Origin of the sequence: Herbaspirillum sp. NPDC101396 (assembly GCF_044767365.1) — a bacterium.
Classification (GTDB): Bacteria; Pseudomonadota; Gammaproteobacteria; order Burkholderiales; family Burkholderiaceae_D; genus Herbaspirillum.
Genome location: NZ_JBIWNT010000007.1, coordinates 115,778 through 135,173 on the forward strand (window position 1 = coordinate 115,778; position 19,396 = coordinate 135,173).

At 61.2% G+C, this 19,396-nt stretch carries 19 protein-coding genes; 8 read left to right on the forward strand and 11 right to left on the reverse strand.

Annotation, left to right across the window (positions count from 1 at the left end):
- Window positions 1-3 precede the first annotated feature (3 nt).
- From ACIROY_RS22560 to ACIROY_RS22570, 3 genes are all read right to left on the reverse strand, one after another.
- The gene (locus ACIROY_RS22560; RefSeq protein ID WP_402344525.1) at window positions 4-1,056 is read right to left on the reverse strand and encodes a lactonase family protein; all 1,053 of its coding nucleotides are present in this window, start codon (window positions 1,054-1,056) and stop codon (window positions 4-6) included.
- A gap of 158 nt (window positions 1,057-1,214) precedes the next feature.
- Window positions 1,215-2,810 carry a galactarate dehydratase gene (gene garD, locus ACIROY_RS22565; protein WP_402344337.1) on the reverse strand — a complete coding sequence of 532 codons (1,596 nt, stop codon included), beginning with the start codon at window positions 2,808-2,810 and terminating at the stop codon, window positions 1,215-1,217.
- 44 nt (window positions 2,811-2,854) lie between these two features.
- Window positions 2,855-4,237, reverse strand: coding sequence for an MFS transporter (locus ACIROY_RS22570; RefSeq protein ID WP_402278562.1), 1,383 nt, complete (start codon window positions 4,235-4,237; stop codon window positions 2,855-2,857).
- A 212-nt stretch (window positions 4,238-4,449) separates the two neighbouring features.
- Between ACIROY_RS22570 and ACIROY_RS22575 the strand changes: the two genes are divergently transcribed.
- Window positions 4,450-4,743, forward strand: a complete 294-nt coding sequence (locus tag ACIROY_RS22575) for a hypothetical protein (RefSeq protein WP_402344339.1) — start codon at window positions 4,450-4,452, stop codon at window positions 4,741-4,743.
- On the opposite strand, the gene ACIROY_RS22580 is transcribed toward ACIROY_RS22575, so the two are convergent.
- From ACIROY_RS22580 to ACIROY_RS22590, 3 genes are all read right to left on the reverse strand, one after another.
- Window positions 4,725-5,147 carry a CHRD domain-containing protein gene (locus ACIROY_RS22580; RefSeq protein ID WP_402344342.1) on the reverse strand — a complete coding sequence of 141 codons (423 nt, stop codon included), beginning with the start codon at window positions 5,145-5,147 and terminating at the stop codon, window positions 4,725-4,727. The two genes, ACIROY_RS22575 and ACIROY_RS22580, sit on opposite strands and share 19 nt — an antisense overlap.
- 90 nt (window positions 5,148-5,237) lie before the next feature.
- The gene (locus ACIROY_RS22585; RefSeq protein WP_402344345.1) at window positions 5,238-7,490 is read right to left on the reverse strand and encodes a molybdopterin cofactor-binding domain-containing protein; all 2,253 of its coding nucleotides are present in this window, start codon (window positions 7,488-7,490) and stop codon (window positions 5,238-5,240) included.
- Complete coding sequence (locus ACIROY_RS22590; protein WP_402278554.1) at window positions 7,487-7,957, reverse strand: (2Fe-2S)-binding protein; 471 nt, start codon at window positions 7,955-7,957, stop codon at window positions 7,487-7,489. The genes ACIROY_RS22585 and ACIROY_RS22590 overlap by 4 nt, the downstream gene beginning before the upstream one ends.
- Window positions 7,958-8,235: 278 nt before the next feature.
- Here ACIROY_RS22590 and ACIROY_RS22595 point away from each other — a divergent pair, with 278 nt between their 5' ends.
- Window positions 8,236-9,138 (forward strand): alpha/beta hydrolase family protein, encoded by a 903-nt coding sequence (locus ACIROY_RS22595; RefSeq protein WP_402344348.1) that lies wholly within the window; start codon window positions 8,236-8,238, stop codon window positions 9,136-9,138.
- A 69-nt stretch (window positions 9,139-9,207) separates the two neighbouring features.
- Here the strand turns inward: ACIROY_RS22595 and ACIROY_RS22600 are convergent, their stop codons facing one another.
- A complete protein-coding gene (locus tag ACIROY_RS22600; RefSeq protein ID WP_402344349.1) occupies window positions 9,208-9,780 on the reverse strand; it encodes an OsmC family protein in 573 nt (190 codons plus the stop codon).
- A 363-nt stretch (window positions 9,781-10,143) separates the two neighbouring features.
- Here ACIROY_RS22600 and ACIROY_RS22605 point away from each other — a divergent pair, with 363 nt between their 5' ends.
- From ACIROY_RS22605 to ACIROY_RS22625, 5 genes are all read left to right on the forward strand, one after another.
- Entirely contained in the window at window positions 10,144-11,181 is a 1,038-nt protein-coding gene (locus tag ACIROY_RS22605) for an ABC transporter substrate-binding protein (protein ID WP_402278549.1), read from the forward strand.
- A gap of 41 nt (window positions 11,182-11,222) precedes the next feature.
- On the forward strand, window positions 11,223-12,251 hold the full coding sequence (locus ACIROY_RS22610; RefSeq protein ID WP_402344352.1) for an ABC transporter permease: 1,029 nt from the start codon (window positions 11,223-11,225) through the stop codon (window positions 12,249-12,251).
- Window positions 12,245-13,045: an ABC transporter ATP-binding protein gene (locus ACIROY_RS22615; protein ID WP_402278546.1), complete on the forward strand. Its 801-nt coding sequence runs from the start codon at window positions 12,245-12,247 to the stop codon at window positions 13,043-13,045. Before ACIROY_RS22610 ends, ACIROY_RS22615 begins: the two co-directional genes overlap by 7 nt.
- Window positions 13,042-14,238 carry a c-type cytochrome gene (locus ACIROY_RS22620; protein WP_402344355.1) on the forward strand — a complete coding sequence of 399 codons (1,197 nt, stop codon included), beginning with the start codon at window positions 13,042-13,044 and terminating at the stop codon, window positions 14,236-14,238. Before ACIROY_RS22615 ends, ACIROY_RS22620 begins: the two co-directional genes overlap by 4 nt.
- Before the next feature lie 118 nt (window positions 14,239-14,356).
- Window positions 14,357-15,148: a MetQ/NlpA family ABC transporter substrate-binding protein gene (locus ACIROY_RS22625; RefSeq protein WP_402278542.1), complete on the forward strand. Its 792-nt coding sequence runs from the start codon at window positions 14,357-14,359 to the stop codon at window positions 15,146-15,148.
- Window positions 15,149-15,297: 149 nt separating this feature from the next.
- Here the strand turns inward: ACIROY_RS22625 and ACIROY_RS22630 are convergent, their stop codons facing one another.
- The 3 genes from ACIROY_RS22630 to ACIROY_RS22640 all read right to left on the reverse strand — a co-directional run bounded on the left by ACIROY_RS22630 (window position 15,298) and on the right by ACIROY_RS22640 (window position 17,225).
- A complete protein-coding gene (locus ACIROY_RS22630; protein ID WP_402278540.1) occupies window positions 15,298-15,648 on the reverse strand; it encodes a response regulator in 351 nt (116 codons plus the stop codon).
- A 78-nt stretch (window positions 15,649-15,726) separates the two neighbouring features.
- Window positions 15,727-16,860, reverse strand: a complete 1,134-nt coding sequence (locus ACIROY_RS22635) for a sensor histidine kinase (RefSeq protein ID WP_402344358.1) — start codon at window positions 16,858-16,860, stop codon at window positions 15,727-15,729.
- A gap of 203 nt (window positions 16,861-17,063) precedes the next feature.
- Window positions 17,064-17,225: a methyl-accepting chemotaxis protein gene (locus ACIROY_RS22640; RefSeq protein WP_402344528.1), complete on the reverse strand. Its 162-nt coding sequence runs from the start codon at window positions 17,223-17,225 to the stop codon at window positions 17,064-17,066.
- A 348-nt stretch (window positions 17,226-17,573) separates the two neighbouring features.
- On the opposite strand from ACIROY_RS22640, the gene ACIROY_RS22645 reads away from it, so the two are divergent.
- Window positions 17,574-18,671, forward strand: a complete 1,098-nt coding sequence (locus ACIROY_RS22645) for an AGE family epimerase/isomerase (RefSeq protein ID WP_402344361.1) — start codon at window positions 17,574-17,576, stop codon at window positions 18,669-18,671.
- Window positions 18,672-19,021: 350 nt separating this feature from the next.
- Here the strand turns inward: ACIROY_RS22645 and ACIROY_RS22650 are convergent, their stop codons facing one another.
- Entirely contained in the window at window positions 19,022-19,390 is a 369-nt protein-coding gene (locus tag ACIROY_RS22650; protein ID WP_402278534.1) for a MarR family winged helix-turn-helix transcriptional regulator, read from the reverse strand.
- Window positions 19,391-19,396 lie beyond the last annotated feature (6 nt).

Here is a 19,396-nt window from a genome sequence, read left to right on the forward strand (position 1 = left end):
TCCTCAAGGAAACGCGACGATCTCCACCCAGTTCGGATTCTTGCCCAGTTCATAGTGCTGCAAAGGCTTCAGCGCCCCGGTTTTACGGTTGATGGCGTAGCTGGTCAGACCGTTCGATTTTTGTCCGACCGCCAGCAGATACTTGCCTTGCGGATCGATGTTGAATCCGCGTGGCTGGGTCTCGGTGGCGAAGTTGCCAATGACGGTCAGTTCGCCGGTCCCGGCATTGACCCGATACGCGGTCAACGTGCTCGACGTGCGTTCCGATGCATAGAGGAAGCGGCCATCCGGCGTCAGATGGATATCCGCGGCAGCCGGGGCGTCGCCCTTGAATCCCGACGGCACGGCTGATACGCTGCCCTTCAGCGTCAACGTGCCTTGCGCCGCATCGTAGGCATACGTGTTCACCGTACCGTCGAGCTCGTTGGTGGAAAACACATAGCGCTGGTTCGGATGGAACACAAAGTGACGCGGACCGGCCCCGGCCTTGGTGGCGACCGATGGCGGCGTGTTAGGCGTCAGCTTGCCGGTGGCGGCGTCGAATTTGAATTGCAGGATGACGTCGCTGCCGAGGTTGGAAGCGAAGACGAAATTGTTCTTCGGATCGCTGCCGACGGCGTGGGCATTCTTGCCCGTGTTGATGACGGTGGCCGGCTCCTGCACCAAGCCGGTGGCGCTGATCGGATTGACCGAAATCTTGTGTCCGGTATAGGAAGCGGCAAACAGGAAGCGGCCGGTCTTGTCGGTCGCCAGGTTCGCCATGTTGTCGGCCAGCGGAACCGTTGCCAGCGCTTTCAACTTGCCACTCTGCTGATCGACCGCGAAGGTCGTCACTGAATAGGGCTGCGAGCGCAGCGACGCGTACAGACGACGGTGATCGGGACTGAACGCCAGCGGCATCACCGTGCCGCCCGTCGGCACCTGCTCGACCAGCTTCAGGCTGCCGTCCCTGTTCAGTTGCAAGACCGAGATGTCCTTGCTGTCGGCATTGGACACGTACACCATTGTTGCTGCGTGGGCGCTGATACCTACGATAGCTATCGTGCAGCCCAGCATTGCTGCACCGGCCTTCAGTGCGTACTTTCCGAATTCCATGCTTCCTCCCGTTGATGAAAAATGCTCCCGCTGTCGATGACGCGGGAGCTTGTAGTTTTTTGTTTGCAGTCTGATGAGGGCTGAATAAAGCTGAATAAGGCTGAATGAAGCGGAAGGAATCAGGTGATCGGCGCCGGGTTGAACAGCGTGAGCGCATTGTGCAGCTTCCACTTCTCAGCCCAGGTCTGCTTGCGGCCGCTGGCGACGTCCAGCATCAACTGGAACAGCTCCCAACCGACGTCGGCAATCGTCGCTTCGCCACTGGCGATGCGGCCGGCGTTGACGTCCATCAGGTCGTGCCAGCGCCGCGCCAGGTCGTTGCGGGTGGCGACCTTGATCACCGGCACGGCGGCCAAGCCGTACGGCGTGCCGCGGCCAGTGGTAAAGATGTGCAGATTCATGCCGGCCGCCAGCTGCAAGGTGCCGCAGACGAAATCGCTGGCCGGTGTGGCGGCGTAGATCAACCCCTTTTGCTTCAACTTGTCGCCAGGAGCCAGCACGCCGGAAATCGGGCTGCTGCCCGACTTGACGATGGAGCCCATGGCCTTCTCGACGATGTTGGCGAGGCCGCCCTTCTTGTTGCCGGGCGTGGTGTTGGCGCTGCGGTCGACGCCGCCTTTTTGCAGGTAGTTGTCGTACCAGTCCATCTCGCGGATCATGGCTTGCGCGACCTCTTCGTTGATGGCGCGCGAGGTCAGCTGATCGATGCCGTCGCGTACTTCGGTGACTTCCGAGAACATCACGGCGGCGCCCGCGCGCACCAGCAGGTCGGTGGCAAAGCCGACCGCTGGATTGGCAGTCACGCCCGAGAACGCATCGCTGCCACCGCACTGCACGCCGACCACCAGGTCGGAGGCCGGGCACGTCACGCGGCGACGCTTGTCGAGTTCCTGCAGGCGCGCTTCAGCCATCTTCAGGATGGAATCGATCATCGAGTTGAAGCCGACGTGTTCCGCATCCTGCAGGCAGACCACGTAGGCTTCGCCTTCCTTGTGGATCGGAATGATGCTTTCCGGCAGCAGGCGATTCGGTTGCAGCTTTTCGCAACCGAGGCTGACCACCATGGCCTGGCCACCGAAGTTGGGATTCAGGCTGATGTTGCGCAGCGTGCGGATCGGGATGTCGGCGTTGGGTGCGTCGATGGCGACGCCGCAGCCGTAGGTGTGTTCCAGCGCGACCACATCTTCGACGTTGGGATACTTCGGCAGCAGTTCCTCACGGATGCGCTTGACCGCATGCTCGACCACGCCTGCCACGCATTGCACGGTGGTGGTGATCGCCAGCAGGTTGCGCGTGCCGACCGAACCGTCGGCGTTGCGGTAGCCTTCGAAGGTATAGCCTTCCAGCGGCACCGAAGCCAGTTCAGGCGCCTTGCGCGTGGCGATCGGCAGGTTGTCGAGTTCGCGCGCCGGCGGCAGTGTCACCACCGATTCCTCGATCCAGCTGCCCTTGGCGATATCGCGCGCGGCGTAGCCGATGGCGACGTCGTAGCGGATGATTGCCTCACCTTGCGGAATATCGCGCAAGGCGATCTTGTGGCCTTGCGGCACCTGGCTGATCAGCGTCAGGCCATCCGGAAAAACCGTCCCGGCAGGCAGGCCGCGATCATTGACGACAATGGCGACATTGTCGTTCTCGTGCATCAGGATGTAACGCGGCGTGTTGACGTTGGTGCTGATACTGATGCTGGCTTGGCTGTTTGTTTCGGTGCTCATGGCTATTCCCATCTGCTGCAATTTTTCTGCAGGTTATTACAAGATCAAAGCGGCTTCAGTTCGACGCGCTTGATTTCCTTGACGATCACCAGGTAGCTGATCACCGTCACCAGCGCATTGGCGCCGACGAAGATCAGGGCGCCGCTGAACGAGCCGGTTTCCTTCAGGATATAGCCGATCACGATCGGCGTGGTGATACCGGCGATATTGCCGAAGGTATTGAACAGGCCGCCCGACAGTCCGACGATTTCCTTCGGTGCGGTATCGGCCACCACGGCCCAGCCCAGCGCGCCGACACCCTTGCCGAAGAAGGCCACGGCCATGATGCCCACCACCATCCACTGCGCATCGACGTAGTTGCACAGGATCATCGTGGTCGACAACAGCATGCCGCCGACAATCGGGATCTTGCGTGACATGGTGACGCTGTTGCCGCGCTTGATCAGGCGATCCGAAATCAGGCCGCCGACCACACCGCCGATAAAGCCGCACACCGCCGGGATCGATGCCACGAAACCTGCCTTCAGGATCGACATGCCGCGTTCCTGCACCAGATACACCGGGAACCAGGTCAGGAAGAAATACGTGATCGTGTTAATGCAGTACTGGCCGATGTACACGCCCAGCAGCATGCGGTTGCTCAGCAGTTGCTTGATGTAGCCCCACTTGGCCTTGCCCGCGTCAGCACTGGTAACAGCGCCTGCGGCGGATTTCGGTTTGGCCTGGTCCATATCCACCAGCCCGCCGCCCTGCTCGATGTGCTGCAGCTCGGCCTGATTGATCATCGGATGATCTTTCGGGCTGTGGATGATGCGGATCCAGATGAAGGTCAGCAAGATGCCGAATGCGCCCATCACCGTGAACACGTGGTGCCAGCCGTAGACGTGCGTGATCCAGCCCATCAGCGGGGTGAACAGCACGGCCGCGAAATACTGCGCCGAGTTGAAGATGGCTGATGCCGTACCGCGCTCCGCCGTCGGGAACCACGACGCCACGATGCGGCCGTTGGCCGGGAACGACGGTGCTTCCGCCAGGCCGACCATGAAGCGCAGCAGGAACAGCAGCACCACCGCAGCGGCCGTACCGAACCAGGTGACGCCACCCTGCAGCAGCGTGAAAAAGGACCACAGGAAAATGCTCAGGGCATAAATTTTCTTGGAACCGAACCGGTCGAGCAGCCAGCCGCCCGGCAATTGCGCCAGTACGTAGGCCCAGCTGAATGCTGAAAAGATGTAACCCATCATCACAGGGTCGAGGCCGAGTTCGGACTTCATCGAAGTGCCGGCAATCGACAGCGTGGCGCGATCGGCGTAATTGACCGTCGTCACGATGAACAGCATGAACAGAATCAGATAGCGGACATGGGTCGGCTTGAAATTTTCTTTGGCGCTTGCGCTGATGGCGGCACCCACTTGATTGACACTCACTGATTGTCTCCTGACCGGAACTGCGCCCGGACCTGGAAGGAAACGACAAATAAGGAACCGGGAGGCGCCAAAGGCGCGGTCTCCTGCTCATGTTTGACATTGTCCGACCAAGCGGCAGCGGCAGTATTTATTATTGAAGAGGTGCAAATGACTTTGTTATCAGTCATCATACAACATAAATCGCAGTATAAACACGCGCTTTTGGTTTGGCAATGGAATTATCACCTGCCCCCAAAAGACCTCTGCAGCCCGCTACAGCAGCGAAGTTAAGCAAATGCTTAATCTATCAAAGCCACCCGAAGCCATCTGAATTCGGTGCTTTTTTCCTCCAGGCAGGCCCGCCGCCACTACCCTTTTCCCTCGACGAATCAGCGGGGTTGTATGACCATTTCCCGGAAGACAAACCGTTTGCCCACAAAAAAGCCACCCTCGCGAAAGGATGGCTTTGGGACGCCGGAAAGAATTCCGGCTCGCAATCTGCCGCGCCTTATTTCGGCAGCAGCTGACCGCGAATTTCGCCGCCCGGATGGGCTGCGGTGTGGACGTTGACGTAGAGTCCGCCGGCCAGGTAGGCGGCGTATTGCTCGTCGGTGAATTTGGCGCCGGCCGGAACCGTCCAGCCGTTGTCGCCGTCCTTGGTCAGGCCGACCAGCACCGGACCGTTGGCGCCGGCAGCGCCGGTATGGATGTGCGCCATCTTGCCTTCGAGGCCGGTGGTGGTGATCTTGCCGCTCACGCTCTTGTCGGCGGCGACGCTGATGCTGCCGGTGCCGCTGGCGGTGGAACTGTTGGCAGGGACTTCGCTGGCGCCCTTGAGGTCGACGCTGACGGTTTGCGCGATGGCGGCGCTGCTGAACGACAGAACTGCGACCAATGCGAGAGCGATGCGGGTGGTGGTGACGTTGATCATGCTTGGTTCTCCTTGATGTTGGACTTTATTGGGAAACAGCTCGCGCAGTGTAGAACACAAACGCGAGCGCTGCAGCGTCACTACCGTTTTTCAAACCCTCTGCAATGCCGCCTTCACCCGCTCCGGCGTGAACGGCACCGTGCGCAAGCGGATGCCGACCGCGTCCCACACCGCATTGGCCAGCGCCGCCGTCACCGGCGACGCCGCCGCTTCCCCGCCGCCCAATGGCGGCATGGTGGGACGGTCGATCAGGTCGATGCGCAACTCCGGCACCGCCGGGAACGCCAGGATGGGATAGCTGGCCCAGTCGACGTTCTGCACCCGGCGCGTGTCGAAACGAATCTCTTCGTACAGGCTGCGCGAGATGGTTTGCAGGATGCTGCCCTCGATCTGCGCGCGCAAGCCGTCGGGATTGATGATCAGTCCGCAATCATGCGCGCAGGCCACGCGCAGTACGCGGATCTCGCCGCTGGTGCGGTCGACCTCGACCTCCATCGCCATGGCGACATAGGTTTCGTTGTGCTTGTAGTGCGAATAGGCGATGCCGCGCCCGCGCTTGTTGGCCTTGTTGGCAATGCCTGCGCCGGCGGCACGCGATTGCCAGCCGAACAGTGCCGCCGTGCGTTTCAACACTTCGGCGCCGCGCGCATCCTTGAGCGATTGCAGGCGGAACGCCAGCGGATCCATGCCCGCTTGCGCCGCCAGCTCGTCGGTGAAACATTCCACCGCATAGATGTTGGCGATCTTGCCGGGCGCGCGGATGTTGGCCGGACGCAGCGGCGCACTATCATGCCAGTGCACGCCGACCGCGACGTTGGCGACCTCATAAGGCGGATCGCCGTTCTGCGAAATCAGGCCGGTGGAAATCCCCTTCGGCTGCGGCATGCCCGCCGTCTGAGGCGCCAGCAAAGGCACCGTCGGCAGGCTGGCGGTGGCGCGCGGCAGCCACATCTCGGTGCGCCATGCGGCGATCGATTTATCGGGGTTCAGGGCGCCTTCCAGCGTCAGCGCCTGCGGCGGTCCCTTGGGATCGAAGCCGTGTTCATCCTGGCGCGACCATTGCACCCGCACCGGCTTGCCCAGCGCCTTCGACATCAGCGCCGCGTCGGCGGCAGCATCGTCGTGGCCGTTCATGCCGTAGCAACCGGCGCCGTCGACGTAGACCAGGCGCACCGCTTCATTGGGCATGCCGAGCATTTGCGCATATGCCGGACGATAGCGATGCGTGCCCTGCGAGGCCGTGTAAATGGTTGCCTGCTTCGCCCCCACGTCAGCCACCGCGCATGACGGGCCGATCGAGCCGTGCGTCTGTATCGGCCAGTAATAGCTCGCGCTGATTTTGTTGCCGGCACCTTGCAAGGCGGCGACCGCATCGCCCTTCTTCACCAGCGTTTCTTCGGCATCGAAGGGACCGTTACGCAGCCATTGTTCGACCTTGTCGTGGCCCATCAGTTTGTTGCTGTCGCTCCAGACCACTTTCAGTGCAGCAGCTGCCTGGATCGCATCCCATTCATCGGGCGCGGCGACGGCAAGGAAATCGCCCAGCCGGACCACCTTCACACCGGGAAATTTCTTGATCGACGATTGATCGACCGAGACGATGTTCGCCCCCTCGGCAGCGGGACGGATCACGCGGCCATGCAGCATGCCGGGCAACTTCACGTCATGCACATAGGTATGCGTGCCGGTCACCTTGGCCGGTACGTCAGGACGCAGCAGCGGCTTGCCGACCACGCGATAATGTTGCGGATTGTTGAGCGGCGCCTTGGCGTCGACCTTGAGATCAAAACGCTTGCCGCCGACCAGCTCGGCGAAGCTCAATCCAGCACCTCCGGATTTCGGCCGCACCACGCCGTCCTGCACCATCAGCTCGGACGCCGGTTTCTGCAAGCGTGCCGCCGCCATCGCGATCAACGCCTCGCGCGCGGTTGCCGCCGCCTGGCGGATCTGCACGCCGCCGCGCATGACGCCGCTGCTGCCGGCGGTCGGTCCCTGATCGGGCGTGAGCGCGGTGTCGCCTTCGATCATTTCAATCTTGTCGACGCCGATGCCAAGTTCTTCCGCCGCCATTTGGCGGATCGCGATGCGCAGTCCCTGGCCGAGATCGACCTTGCCCGAAAACAAGGTCACCGTGCCGTCCTGGTGGATCGCGATGTAGCCGTCCACGGCGCCGGCGTCGAGCGTCTTGTCGAGCAACGCAGGGGCCTGCGCGTTGCCGGCCTTGTCGCGCAAGACCTGCTCGGTGGCCAGCACCGTTACGGGAGCAACCAGCGTTACCACCAGCGCGCCGCCTGCCTTGAGCAACTGACGCCGGCTCATTTGAATGTCGAAAGCTGCGTTCATGCCGGCGTCCTCCCGGAGGCGCGCATCACCGCGCGCAGGATGCGCACGTGGGTGCCGCAGCGGCACAGGTTGGCCGACAGGGCATCCTTGATCTCGGCTTCGCTCGGTTTCGGATTCGACGCCAGCAAGGCGGCGCTGGTCATCACCATGCCGTTGGCGCAGTAGCCGCATTGTGCGGCCTGCTCGGCGATGAAGGCGGCCTGCACCGGATGCGGTTTGTCGGGTGTGCCGAGGCCTTCGATGGTGGTGATGGATTTGCCGGCCACCGCCGACAGCGGCGTGACGCAACTGCGCAGCGGTGTCTGGTCGAGCAGCACGGTACAGGCGCCGCATTGCCCCAGCCCGCAACCGAACTTGGGACCGGTCAGGCCGATGCTGTTGCGCAGCGCGTAAAGCAGGGGTTGGTCGGGATCGCGGACATCAACGGAACGGGCCGTGCCGTTGACGGTGAAATTGATGGTGGGCATGACGCTCTCCGGGTCATTAAAGCTGGCTATTAAAAATCTACGGGGATTTCCAAATCACTGCAGTGCCGAGGCATGGTGCGCGATGGATTCTAGCATGGCGACATTCGCAGCAGAATGGGCTTTTCAGGCGATTTGTCAGCATCCTGAAAGACTGATTGGCACACAGACAACAGAACGTGAAAACTTGCTGCAGCAAGGAGCATATTTCCGCGCGCAAGCAAGCCGATTCACAGATAATCGTCCGACTCCGCCGTCATCAGAACAACAAGGGACCACTCATGCATTACCTCCTGCGCCACCTCCTGCTTTGCCTGAGCTTCGCCGCTGCCGTCACGACCGCGGATGCGCAGCAGTCCCAGCACCTTGCCGGCGACCTGCATGAATCCGTCGTCACGCTCGACGTCCGCGTCAAGGACTTCTACGGCCGCGAACAAACCGGCAAGGTCGTCGTCACCCAATTCAAACCGGACGGCGACGGCCCCTTCCCCATCGTCATCCTCAACCACGGACGCAGCCCGACCAACCGCTCCGATCCGCCGCGTTTCCGCTACACCAAACAGGTGCGCTACTTCACCGAACGCGGCTTCGCAGTGTTTGAACCTACCCGCATCGGTTACGGCCAGCAAGGCACCGATTTCGATCCGGAATACAGCGGCGGCTGCAGCGCCAAGGACTACGCACCCATGGCGGAAGCCGCCACCACGCAGATCCTGGCCGTACTGAAATACGCCAAGGAGCAGCCCTATGTCGATCCTGCGCGCGTGCTGATCGTCGGCCAGTCGGTCGGCGGCTACTCGACCGTGGCTGCCACCGCGCGCCATCCGGCCGGCCTGGTCGGCGCGATCAACTTTGCCGGCGGCTCCGGCGGCGACCCGGCTTCGCATCCCGGCATCCCCTGCCAGGGTAACCGGCTGGAAGAGATGTACGTTCACTTCGGCAAAACCGCCAAGGCGCCGATGCTGTGGATCTATACCGAGAACGACCAATACTTCAACCCGGCCCACAGCAAAGCCTGGCATGCCGCCTTCGTGAAGGCCGGCGGTACCGCCGAATACCACCTGCTGCCGCCCTTCGCCAAGAACGGCCACACGCTGTTCTCCAACGGCGTCGAAATCTGGTCGCCGATCGTCTCGGAATTCCTCGGCAAGCTCGGCTTCAACGCCGAACCGGTCAAGCACTAATTCCGGATTTTTTAGACCGGGATCACGGCGACGCGTCACGGCCGCCGGCCGCGCAATTGATCCGGACGATCAGGAAATTGCCTGTTCGACCTCAGCACCCGACTCTGCCGACGCCACGCTGCGCGTATGACGAATCTCCGCACGAATCTGCTGCGGATTCTTGAGCAGGTTGAGGATCGGGCACGTCTTCTCCACCGCCTCGAACAAGGCGTCCACGTCTTCCTTCGCCGCCGGCGACACCAGATGCACGGTGTAGCCGATGTCATGCGGATAGATCGGGATGTCTTCGTAACCGGGGCGACCGCCGCGCGCGTCGATCTTGCCGGTCACTTCCACCTCCAGCGACTCCACCGGAACCTGCCGGTGCGCCGCCTGGATCAGGAAGATATGCGTCACGCAGGAACCCAGCACGCCCAGTTGCAGTTCAGGCGAACTGGGGCCGAGGTTGTAGCCGGCGAAGTCCGGCGGGCTGTCGCTGATCACCTGGTGATCGCGGATGCGGATGCGGCGCACGCCGCTGCGGCCTTCCGCGCTGACGGTTGCTTGCAGCGCAACGGGCGCGGCCTTGCCGGCGTCGATGGCCGCTTCGCGCGCCAGCACGGCGCTGCGTTTTTCGGAGAGGTAATGGTTGAGCGTGGTCATGGTGGTTTCTTTCTGAATTTCTGTGAGGGATCAAAATGCGATGTCAGTTTCCGTCCGCCCTTGGCCTCCGACAACGAAGCATTCCGCATATTCATATGCGCCCGCAAGGCCCTCAGCGTCTGCGATAGCGACGCATCCTGCGACAAATCCGTCGCCCTCCGTCAAGCCTGCATCCGCCCTGCCCGATTGACGTTGCATCGGCATGGCATCAAGCGCCCGGCGCATAAATAAACGCATTCTTATTCTTTGGGTGCGCCACCCGTCCTCATTAGTATTTGCCTGTTTTGTCAGCGGCTCGTCAGCGCCATGTCTTGGTCGCGTCCTTGCGCAGCCCGCTCCGGTCAACCCAGTGGAGTCCCAACAATGAAGAAAAATAGTCTCTCGCAAGATGCCCTTTCCGTTCCATCCTGGTCGCGCCGCGACGTGCTGCGCGCGGGGGCGGCTGCAGCGGTAGTCGGCGCGGGCGCCGCCATCGTCGCACCCAACGCCTGGTCGGCGCCGCCGCGCAAGCTGACCTTCGCCTGGAGCGCGATCTCGTTCTGCCTGTCGCCGGTGGTGGTCGCGCAGGAACGCGGCTACTTCGAAAAGAACGGCCTCGATGTCGAGCTGCTGAACTGGGGTGGCTCCACCGATCAGCTGCTGGAAGCGCTGGCGACCGGAAAGGCCGACGTCGGCGTGGGCCTGATCCACCGCTGGCTCAAGCCGCTGGAAGCCGGCTTCGACGTCAAGATCATCGGCAGCGCGCACGGCGGCTGCTTGCGCCTGGTCGGCGCCAACGGTGCCGGCGTGAAGGACATCAACAGCCTCAAGGGCAAGGTCATCGGCGTGTCCGACCAGAACAGCCCGGCCAAGAACTTCTTCGCCATCCACCTGGCCAAGAAAGGCTTCAACGTCGAGAAGGATGTCGAATGGCGCGTCTATCCGGCTGACCTGCTCGACGTCGCCGTCAAGAAAGGCGAGATCCAGGCGATTGCCGACGGCGACCCGAACATCTTCCTGATCGAGAAGCGCAACAAGGGCGTCTTCACCGAAATCGGCAACAGCGCCATCGGTGAATACAAGGACAAGATCTGCTGCATCCTGGGCGCGCGCGGCGACCTGGTGCGCAACGACAAGCCGGCGGCAGCGGCCGTGGTGCGGTCGATCGTGCAGGCCTCGGAATATGTCGCCGAGAATCCCAACGAAGCCGCCAAGATCTACGCCAAGTATTCGCCCAAGGTGCCGGTCGAAGACCTGCGCGCTTTGTTGAGCAGCCTGACCTATCACCATCATCCGACCGGAAAATCCTTGCGCGATGAAGTCGAATATTTCGCACGCGATTTCCACACCGCCGGCGTGCTGAAGAAGTCCACCGATCCGGTGCGCCTGGCCAATCACGTCACGCTCGACGTGCTCGGCTGATCTGATTTGATCCGTCGTCGTTCCCCTTACCGGAGATCACCATGACCACCACCACGACCAACGATGTCCTGCTCAGGGCCGGCCAGGCCGGTCTGTTCGAGGGCGTGCGCGCCGTCGGCGTCTGGCGCACGGGCCTGCTGGCGGCCGTTACCTGGCTGCTGCTGGGCGCGATCACGCTGCGCTGGCCCAACAAGGAAGTCGGCTTTAGCGACTGGGCCTACACCGATGAATTCGGCTACGCCACCATCGCGGTGGGCGTGGTGCTGGCCGTGCTGGCGCTGGCCGGCGACCGCGCCGGCCGCATCGTCCATCTGTTGCGTCCGGCCGGCCAATGGCTGGTGGCGGCGCCGCTGTTGCTGGGCGTATGGGAAATCCTGACCGCCAAACTGGGCGTGCTGCCATCCCCTTTCTTCGCGCCGCCGCAAAGTCTGATCGAGGTGTATAGCGAGGACTGGAGCCGTCTCGGCATCAGCACCGCCTACTCGCTGCGCCTGCTGGTGCATGGCTTCGCCGCCGGTGGCCTGGTTGGCTTCCTGGTGGGCGCGACGATAGGCTGGTCACGCGTGGCCGGTTATTGGGTGCATCCCGTGCTGCGTTTCCTCGGGCCGGTGCCGGCCTCCGCGCTGCTGCCGCTGGCGTTCTTCTTCGCGCCATCGAGCTATGCCGCAGCGGTGTTCCTGATCGCGCTGGCGACGGCCTTCCCGGTCGCGGTGCTGACCTGGTCGGGCGTGGCCTCTGTCAACAAGAGTTATTACGACGTGGCGCGCACGCTGGGCGCATCCGAATGGTTCCTGATCCTGCGCGTGGCAATCCCGGCGGCGTTGCCGCAAGTGTTCGTCGGCCTGTTCATGGGATTGGGCGCCGCGTTCTCGGTGCTGGTCACCGCCGAAATGATGGGCGTCAAGGCCGGTCTCGGGTGGTACCTGCAATGGTCGCAAGGCTGGGCCGCCTACAGCAACATGTACGCTGCACTGATCGTCATGGCGATCCTGTGCTCGGGCCTGATCACCCTGCTCTTCAAGGTGCGCGACCGCGCGCTGTCGTGGCAGAAAGGAACCGTCAAATGGTAAACGCAACGGTCGAACAACAAACAGAGGCGCCGGCCAAAACCGGCGCGCACATCGACATCCAGCACGTGAGCCATTGGTTCAAGTTGCCGAATGGTGTGCTGCAGGTGCTCGATGATATTTCACTGACTGTTGCGCCCGGCGAGTTCGTCGCCCTGCTCGGCCCGAGCGGCTGCGGCAAGTCCACCTTGCTGCGCCTGGTCGCGGGACTGGAGCCGGCCACCACCGGCCAGGTCGCGCAGGATGACGTAAAGATCACGCGTCCCGACCCCTCGCGCATCGTGGTGTTCCAGGATCCGACGCTGTACCCGTGGCGCAAGGTGTGGGATAACGTCGCGCTTGGCTTGCAGGCGCGCGGCCTGCTCAAGGAACAACGCCACCGCGTCGACGATGCCCTTGCACTGGTGGGACTGAGCGAATTCGCCGACGCCTTCCCGCATCAGCTGTCGGGAGGCATGGCGCAGCGTGTGGCGCTGGCGCGCGCGCTGGTCAACGATCCGCAATTGCTGGTTCTGGACGAACCGCTGGGCAAGCTTGACTCGCTCACGCGCCTGCAGATGCAGAGCGAACTGGTGTCGCTGTGGCAGCGCAATAATTTCTCGGCGCTGCTGGTCACGCATGACGTCGAAGAAGCCTTGTTCCTGGCCAATCGCGTCATCATCTTCAGCGACCGCCCGGCGCGCATCCGCGCCGAGATCAAGGTCGACCTGCCCTACCCGCGCCATCGCGGCGACGCGCGGCTGGCCGAGCTGCGCCACGAAGCGTTGCGCCACCTGGGATTGGATGCCAGCTGGTGAATCTGTTGTCCTTGTCCGACTGGATCAACCTGCTGCTCGGCGCGATCCAGGTATTGCAAGACGGTTTCCTGCACATGCTGGCGGCGCTCGGGCTGGCGCAAACCAGCCACGGGCAGCCGGCCTGGCCGTTCGCCGAACGCCTCAGCGGCGACGTCCTGCTGATCGATCGCAGCATTGCACGGCAACTGCTGAGCGCGCTCGGTTTCTCCGTTGTGGCGTTGCTGGCGTTGCTGATCGCGCTGGTGTGGCGACGCGGCCGCGTGGTCATGCTGCTGGCGACGATCGCCATCGTCTTCTTCACGCCGTGGCCCGATCGCCATCTGCTGGTGGCGCCGGCCGAGCCGACCAGTTTCCATACCTCCCCTACCGGTTTCAGCGTCGCCGCCATTGTCCATGGCAGGCAAGTGTATGAACAGCACTGCGCCAGTTGCCATGCTGTCGACGGCAAAGGCGACACGCCGCTGGCGCTGTCCTTGCCGGTGTCGCCGCCCAATCTTGCCAGCGGCTTGCTGTGGCGCCGTGCCGACGGCGAGTTGTTCTGGAAGATCGCCTATGGCGCACGCGACCGCCACGGCGCCGCCACCATGCCGGGCTTCACGCGCCAACTCGCCGACAACGACGTCTGGGCATTGATCGATTTCATGAAAGCCAACGCCGCCGGCGCCAGCATCCGCGCCATCGGCTCCTGGGACCAGCCGGTGGCGCTGCCGGCCGGGGCCGGGGCTGACGATTGCAGCAAGCAGGCGGCGCACGGCGGCGGACAACGCGTACGCGTGATCCTGGCCTCGGCGCGACAATCCGCAGCGCTGCCGCTCGACGATCCGCGCCTGCGCAGCGTGATCCTCGCCGACGGCGCATTAAAGCTGCCGGCGCCGCAAGCGGGCGCACCTGCCATCGATTGCCTGAGCCGCTCAAAGGATGCCTGGCAAGCGCTGTCCATCATCACCGGCATCGACAGCGACCAGCTCGCGGGCACGCAATTGCTGACCGACCGCGACGGCTGGCTGCGCGCGCGCAAGCTGCCGGCCGACAGCAACGGCGCCTGGTCCGAATCCGACATTCTGTGCCGCGCGCCAGCCTACATGGAGGCAGGCAAATCCAACAAACCCGGCGGCCTCGACGGCCTGATCGCGGCGATGGACGCGGAGCCGGTGCGCTTCATCAAAGGCGGTTTCGTGCATGCGACACCCTGACCGACCTGTACCGAGCTAAGAAGAAAACCGCATATCGTCGTGAGAAATGCGTCGTTCGCAATTGCAGAGGCGGTTGCTACACTTTCCGCCGACTCTCCTACCGACCAGAAAGTACGCCGTGTTCCCAACCAGCCTGACCAAGAAAATCCTTTTCACCGCCGCGCTGACCTTCTGCGCCAACGTCTTCGCCGCCGATGCGCCGTTGCGCGTGGGCGCATCGCCCGGCCCGTTCAGCGACTTCCTGCAGGAAGCCGCCAAGATTGCCAATGCGCAAGGCTTCCCGGTCAAGGTGATCGAGTTCACCGAACCGACCCAAATCAACGAAGCGACCCAGGCTGGCGACATTGACCTGAACAATTTCCAGCACGTGCCGTACATGCAGAAGCAGAACGAATCGCGCGGCTACAAGATCGTCTCGATCAAGCCGACCTACGTCGCTCCGGCAGGCATCTACTCCGCCAAGCACAAGTCGCTGGCAGCCTTGCCGCCAGGCGCCAAGATCGGCATCCCGAACGATCCGGCCAATGAAGCGCGCGCCCTGTTCCTGCTGCAAAAGGCCGGGCTGATCAAACTGAAGGCGGACGCCAACACCAATGCCGGCGTCGCCGACATCGCTGAAAATCCAAAGAAACTCAACATCGTGCTGCTCGACGAAGTGCAATTGCCGCGCGTACTGGTCGACATCGACGCCGGCGTCATCACGCTCAACAAGGGCGTGCTGGCCGGCCTGAATCCAAAGGACGCGCTGCTGCTGGAAGACAAGACCTCGCAATGGGCCATCATCTGGGCCGCCCGCGCCGACCGCAAGGACGACCCGCGTATTGCGCGCTTCATCAAGATCTTCGAATCGGATCAGATCAAGCAATTCATCATCAAGAAATTCAACGGTACGGTGATTCCGGCGTGGTGAGATGGAATCCAAGAGTAAAAGATAGCGGAATAAAAAAAGGAGCCGATCGGCTCCTTTTTCTTTGGCTTGAACGTCTGTTCCGGTTGCAAACAGACGTATGCCTTGCGTACGGAAAATCATGGCGAAAACTGCGCTTCAAGTGCGACTCGTCAAGAGCACATGGCGTCGACCTTGGCCATCAGGGTGTCAAATTGAAACGGTTTCCGCAGCACCGAATAGGTCCCGACGGAGCTGATCAGCTCGGGCGTCGCGCTCATGAAGATGAACGGCATGTCCTTGCCCTGGCTGGAACTCCTCACCAGGTCGAACAGTTCGCATCCGTTCATCCTCGGCATCGAGTAATCGGACAAAATAATGCCGGGCGTTTCGTTATCGAGGATTTCCCAAGCCTGGCGACCGTCCTTCGCCCGCGTGACCTGATAACCGCCCATGACCAGCGCTACTTCGATGACATCCAGAAAATCAGGCTCATCATCCACGATCAAAATGCTTTTGTTCATATTTTCTCCATAACTGACCATGACACCATTTTTCCTTGTGCGCTATAGGCGCAACGCTTTTAATGCGTAGGACAAAGGTCAATAACGAGGTCTTGCCCTCGGAATAACAACAGTAAATGTCGTTCCGGTGGAATCGTGCGACTCGACGCCGATCACGCCGTCGTGCGCTTCAGTAATCTTCTTTGCGATATACAAGCCCAGCCCCAGGCTGGTTGTCGCCCGTTGCCGCTGCTCGGGAACGATCGCCAACTGCACCATCGGATCGAAAATCGCATCGATGGCCTCTTTGGGGATCACCGCGCCGGAATTTTGAATCGAGATCGTGGCGCTATCCGCATCCGACGACAGCGTCATCGTGACGGGCAGTTCATCTCCCCGGTATTGGGCGGCGTTATTGAGAAGGTTGGTAAATACCTGTTGCAGTCTTATTTGATCAAAGCAACCGAGTACCGGGTCTTTCGCATTCAGGACGAACGAACAATGCGCGTGGACTGCGGAAGCGTCGATCACGGCGGAACGGCAGATGTCCAGCATATCTGCATCGGCGAACGCCATCGGCATGTCGCCCCCCAGCTCAGCCCGCGCGTACTCCAGCAGATCGTTAATCATCGAGTTCATCATGGACGCGCTTCGCTTGATGCGAGGCGCCAGCAGCGCAATCGCCTCCTTCGTCATCCCGGGTTGGGCCAGAAGACTACTGGACAGCGCAATGGTGGCAAGGGGATTGCGCAGATCATGGCCGAGAATGGCGAGGAAGGTATCTTTCGCCCGCGACGCCTGTGCGACGTAGGTCCCGACAGACTCCGCCAGCGCCTGGTCGATGGCCTCATTGAATCGGATCAGATCGGCGCTGTGCGCGGGAGTCAACGCGTTTCCAAGGGCGAACCAGAGGCGCTGCACCGTTGCCCGCAGCGCACGGAACTCGGCGGTCAGCTGCAATAACGTGACGCCATCGTGTTGCCTTGCAGTACCGTAAACGGACGCTCCGCTGGCCACGGCGTTCCTCGGCGACAAGCCCTGCGATTTTCTCTGCTGCTGCTCGGCGCTCTGCTGGGTGTCTATATCCAGGGCGATCGCCCGCAAAATCTGCTCCGCGTGATCCCGAACTCCCTTCCTCGACAGCAACCCTTCCAGTTCCAGCGTCCTTGCGAATCGGTCCCACTCCGCAAGAACTTGTTCCATGTTGGTGATGATGAATGTTGAAAGCTTCATATGATCCAGAATGACGGCGAAGTGCCTTAGCTGGACAGGGTGGAGTAAATACCTCCCAAATGCAATCAAAGGTTTCGATTCTTCACCGATCGCTTATCGACGGCGGCTTCGCCTCGCAATCCGTGATTTCACCGACCTGCATCGGTTGCAATCTGTTTGCTCAGGTCCGTTGACAAAAAAATGTGCGCTATCCCGCCACAGAATCATGTGTGAGAACTGAACACCACATAAAAAGGCTGAGCCCGCAAGAAACAGAGCTCAGCCGCTTCTGTGGCCGCCACCGCAAAACCCCGGCCCTGCTCTCCTGCGTGCGTCACCTCCACCGCGGCATTCAATGCCAGGATATTCGCTCTGATTGACGTCATCTGGGCCGGGTTCAACAGTGCGCCGTTCTGATTGGCGTTTTCGGGCGGACTAGCTATCTGGCCGGCTATTTCGCGTTACCCGATGCTACGAAATGTCCGGCCGGCGAATCCCTCTGAAAATTTCGTTGAGCGACCACCGCGAAAAGAAAGTCGAAATTGCGCTGCACAACGCAGAAAACAGCGAAAATACAGGGTCGTGAGATTTACATCACGCAAATAGAGAATGACTAGCGCTGACGAAAAAATCCATTTGAAATTCTTCACCTAGTTTTGTTACAGCATCTTTGCGTCCCGAGAGAGCGTCTGCTTGTATGGGACCGTAACCCCACTATTTTCTGGTCGCATTCCATGGTCGATTCAAATTTCAGTACCGCTAGCGCACTGCGCAGCCATTACCAAGACATCATCTTGCCGATCTGGCGCGATGCGGGCTTCAATCAAAACGTGGGACTCGCCTACGAAAGCGTCGCAGCGGATGGCAAGACGCCATTGCCGCCAGTACGCTACCGCGCCATGGCGTGCGCGCGACAATTGTTCGTCTTTTCGCTGGCGCAGGAGTGGCAACATGCCGATGCCTTGTTTGCTTCGCTACGCCATTATTTCCAAGACAAACAGCATGGAGGCTGGTTTTACAGCGTCGACGCCGACGGCAAACCGAAGGAACGGCAAAAAGATTTATATACGCACGCATTCGTGATTTTTGCCTGCGCCGAATATGCCCGGCATCCTCATGAGAAGCAGGCTCAGCAAGCGCTCGCGCTCCTGGAAGAAACCTCGTCCCTGATTGAAAGCAACATGGTCGACGGCACTCTGTTCAGCAGCGTCATGACGGAAGATTTCTCCGGCAAGATCAGCGGCCCAACCCAAAATCCGTTGATGCACCTGACCGAAGCCTGGCTGGCCGCTGCCGCCACGACCTCCCAAGCGATTTTTGCGAGACGGCTGGACAAGCTGATCAGCGCCTTTGCCGGCACCTTCGTGGACGAGGCAACTGGTTGCATAGCCGAGCTGCCACTGAATAGCGACAATAACTGGATCGAACCCGGTCATCAGTTTGAATGGCTGTTTTTGGTGGAGTCCAGTCAGCACCCGGCCTTTGAAAAAGCGGGCATGCAGCAGGCCTTGTATCGTGCCTTTGACTTCGTGCGACGCACTGGTGTCGATGCGCAAACCGGCGGTGTGGCGGCGGCGCTGGACATGCACGGAACATTGACCGACAGCACCCAGAGAATTTGGGCGCAAAGCGAATACCTGCGTGCCCTCGCATATCACCGCGAGGCAATCGTGCGCGCCGAGCTCCCGCTGCAGATCGCTCGTTTCGGTGCGCGTTTCCTCACGGCGTCCGGCTGGATTGAAAGCCAGGCCGTTGACGGCAAGATCGTGCGTGCCGAGTTACCGTCCACCACGGCTTATCATCTGGCGACCGCTTACGCTACCTTGTCCTGATCCAATATGAACGCGAGATCTGCTGGAGCGACTCTCCGTCCTCCAGCGACCCCACATCAACGCCTTCTGCTATCTGTATGGATGATCCTTGTGCGACGCCTCATTCAACACTCCCAGTATCCGTCTATCAAGCACGTCTATTCACTGGTCGACTGTCCGCGTTGCTGAACAGTCGATGTCGATGTTGTTGAACTATGTGACAAAATTCACTGGAATACATTGGCGAAAGTATAGAGGAATGATCGCTTCTGGCCGGTACTGACGTACTTCTAACGGATGGGCGACTATCTCGTCAAAAATCTCTTCAAAAATCTCTTCAAATTCGTTTTTCTGACAGCCACCAGTACGCGTCAGCGCTCGTCCAGCGTATCCAGTGCATCTGCGAACTTGCGCATGAGCCGTACCAGTTCATCCATCTCGGTTTGCTCCCAGGAAGCGAAGATTTTTCTGCCCATGCGTTCCCGTGCGGCGTCGACCAGGTCGGTCATTCCCTTGCCCTTGGCGGTGACCGACGCCATGCGGATCCGGCGATCGGCAGCGCTGCTTTCCCTGCGCACCAATCCCAGCTCTTCCAGCTTCGAGACCTGGCGGCTGACGGTGGTGTAGTCGCGTCCGACACGGTCTGCGATATCAACCACGCCGATCGGGCCCAGCTTTTCTATCCCCACGAGCAAAGGAAATAACGCGCGATCCAGGGGAATGCCGGCTTCCCTGATCATCGCCTC